This window comes from Campylobacter sp. 2018MI13, from assembly GCF_018501135.1.
Taxonomy (GTDB): domain Bacteria; phylum Campylobacterota; class Campylobacteria; order Campylobacterales; family Campylobacteraceae; genus Campylobacter_E.
The window spans coordinates 1-3549 of the sequence record NZ_JAHCZC010000114.1 but is presented as its reverse complement, the minus strand read 5'-3'; the positions used below and the strand labels follow the sequence as shown (position 1 = coordinate 3549).

Below are 3549 nucleotides of genomic sequence, written 5' to 3'. Positions count from 1 at the left end.
TGTCTGACGTCCACACCTCCGTTTTCTATGCTTTTCTTTTTTGGTCGTCAAGGACGTATCTTCAGAATATAAAAACTCTATATTCGTCTGCATCGTCAGATGTGTATTAGTGACATATATAAAATAGCTAATAATTTTGATAATTTAGGTCTTGCTTTTGTTTATAATGACGCTAGGATTTATAATGATAATTTTAAAAACAATTCAAGAACTTTAGGCTTTTTAGCAGGTTATAAAATAGATTTAGATGATTATTATTCTAAGAATTTGATTTCGTATTTTGATATTAAAAATAATGCAAATAGATTTGATTTAAGCTCAAAATTTAAAAATAAAGCCTTTTTAATCTCAAGTGAATTAGGATTAAATAATAATATTAGTCCTTATTTTAGGTTAAATTATTTAAAGTATTTTCAAGATAGTTTTAGTGAAAATAGTGGTTTGTTAGCCTTGTCGTTTAATAAATTTAATAAAGACTTTTATTATGCTAATTTAGGAATTAATTCTAATTTTGCTTTTAAAAAGCTAAATCTTAAAACTTATGCTGATTTAGAATATAATTTCAATAAAGATTATTATTTTTTAGCTAAATATGATTTTTCTGATGAATTAAAAATATCAAATGGCTTTTATAAACAATATTTATTTAATTTAGGTATTAATTTATCTTATCGTTTAAATGATAAAGTTAATTTTAATTTTGATTATAATAATTCATTTGCTAAGAATTATTTTGCAAATAAATTTAATTTAGGATTTTTATATGAATTTTAAACTATCATTAATTGCTTCTATATTTTTATTAAGTGCTTGTGGTGGTGGAGGCGAAGCTAATACTCAAACTCCTAATATAAAATCTTCACAAGATACTTCTATTTCAAGACCACATAAACCTACAGCTAAAGTATCAACTAATGAGAATTTTCAAAACATAGTTGAAAATGCCAAAATAACTTCGGATTATTCTAATTTGCCTGTAATTAATACACCTAAAAAAACCAATATAGCCACTAAGTTAAATACCAAAACTGATACTGCTACTATTAGTGTTTTTGCTAAGCTTTATGATACAAATTTAGCTACTTTTCAAAGTGCAAATAATCCATCAAGCTACTCAAACAAAGAAGTTTCAAGGTCAAATAATAATCAAACTAGCTATGGATTTAGCCCTAATTGGAATCAAGGCTTTTTAGGAAAAGGAATAATTATCGGGGTAAATGATTCGGGGACTGATGATTTAAAAAATGTCTTAGTAAATAAGCATTTTGATTATAAAAAGACAAATCAAACTAAATGGAATTCATTAGCAAATAGGATAGATGATGATAATTTTATAAGTAAAAACTATTCAAATTCTATTTTAAAAGATAGCAATAATAGTCCAATTTTACACGGCAAAAATGTAATGAATACTGCAAATACAATTGCAAGTGAGATTAAATTTGCAAATATAGTAAATCCTATTAGTAAAAGTGAAATTGGCGATGATATTAATTTAGCCGCTACAATTGATGCTTTATCAAATAGTGGAGTTAGGTTTTTTAATCAATCTTATGAATATAGTAATTTAGATTATTCAAGTCCAAATACAGGCATATTTTATACAGCAATTATGAAAAATAATGCTTTAGTTTTTAACGCAGCAGGTAATATTACTGATAATATTAATAAGCCTTTTACAACCCACGCAATCCCACTTGATAGTCCTTTAAGAAAAGGTTGGGTAATTGTTTTAGGATATAAAACAGATACTGCAAGAGTAGATGAATATGGTAAGCATTTTTACATACAAGATAATGATGGAGCAATTAAAGAAGTTTTTCATCACGGAAATACTTGCAAGAAAAATGGTTGGGATGATTGTATTTCAGCTCCTTTTGAAATAAATGGAATTGAAGGCACAAGTTATAGCACCCCAATAACTGCTAGTGTGGCGGCTTTAATTTATGAAAAATACCCTTGGATGAGTAATGATAATATTAAAGAGAGTTTATTTACAACCGCATTTAAGGTTACAAGCACTACAAATAATGCTGATGATATTAAGGCTCGTTTTGGGGTAGGGATTTTAAATCCTACTCGTGCTATGAATGGGGTTGCTGAGTTTAGAAAAGACTTTTATGCTAATGTGGATTTAGATAATTTATATGTATTTTCAAATAATATTAAAGGTGATTTTGGTCTTATTAAAGATGGAATTGGGACTTTAGTATTAAGTGGGGATAATACTTTTAAAGGTAATAGCGAGATTAAAAACGGCACATTGTGGCTAACTGGCAAGAAAAATCAAGCACATTTTACAAATACAAATGGTGTTTTAAGAGTAAGCAATACAACTGCAAGTGGTATTACAAATAATAGTGTTTTAATAAACGAAGGTTTAACTTTAGGTAGCCTTGAATTAGGTGCAAATAGCAAGATTTATTCTAATTTAGGCGAGAGTTTTAGAGTTTTAGGTAATGCTAAATTAGACGGGGAATTTAATTTAGTAGGTGTTAAATCAGGTTCAAATATAACTCAAGGTCAAAATGTAGATATTCTAACGGCAAAAAGCATTGAAAATAGATTTAAATCAGTGCAATCATTAGTAACTTTTTTAGAAATTAATGAGCCAACTTATACTAATGATAAAGTAAGCGTTATGGTTAAAAGAATTGATTTGAATAAAATTAATAATTTAAATGATTTTGCAAGCAAAAATTATCAATTATTGTTTAATCAACTTGATAATTATTTAGAATACGAAGTTGGTAAAAGAGATAAAACAAGCGATGATTTAGCTTATAATAATATTAATTTAGATGGGCATTTAAGCGAAGCTGAATACAATTTAAGAAGAGCTGATTTGTTTTATGCTAGTATTTTAAATACTACCCAAGACGAATTAGCAAAAAATACAAATAAGCTTTTTGCTAATGATTTATACGATAATAGTTTAATGAATATTGCAAAGGTTAAAAGTATTCAAGCAAATGATTTAAAAGATGATTTTAATATAGAACAAAGCTATAAATATAATAAAATTAATTCTTTAAAAGAAAGCTCAAATGAGACTTTAATTAGCAATGCTTTAATAAAAGATGATTTTAAATTCGCTTTAGGTTTTGTTTATAATAATTCAAATATTTATAATGATGATTTTAAAAACAATGCAAGAACTCTTGGCTTAATTGCTAATGCGAATTTTAATTTAGATGATTTTTATATCAATAATAAATTAAGTTATATTAATACTTTAAATAAGACAGAAAGATTTGGCAATTATGCGAAATTTTATGATAATTCTTTAGCATATACTTTAAAATTTGCTTATAAATTGAATGATTTTTATCCTTTTGTCGCTTTAAATGGTATTTTTTATAAACAAAATTCTTTTAATGAATTAGGTAATGATTTTAGCGTAAGTGTTAATAGCTTTAAAAAGTTTTTTACTTATTCAAATATAGGACTTGAGTATAAGAAAAATTTAAATTATTTAAACTTGTTAGCTAGTGTTGATTTAGAATATAATTTTTACAAACATTATTTATTAAAGGCAAAAAATATAAG

General features: G+C 25.6%; 2 protein-coding genes. Both read left to right on the top strand.

Annotation, left to right across the window (positions count from 1 at the left end; all coding sequences use genetic code 11):
- Positions 1 to 99: 99 nt before the first annotated feature.
- Positions 100 to 774, top strand: coding sequence for an autotransporter outer membrane beta-barrel domain-containing protein (locus KJQ99_RS08915; RefSeq protein ID WP_214150592.1), 675 nt, complete (start codon positions 100 to 102; stop codon positions 772 to 774).
- On the top strand, positions 764 to 3549 hold a 2786-nt coding region (locus KJQ99_RS08910), incomplete at its 3' end, for a S8 family serine peptidase (RefSeq protein ID WP_214150591.1). The genes KJQ99_RS08915 and KJQ99_RS08910, both read left to right, overlap by 11 nt.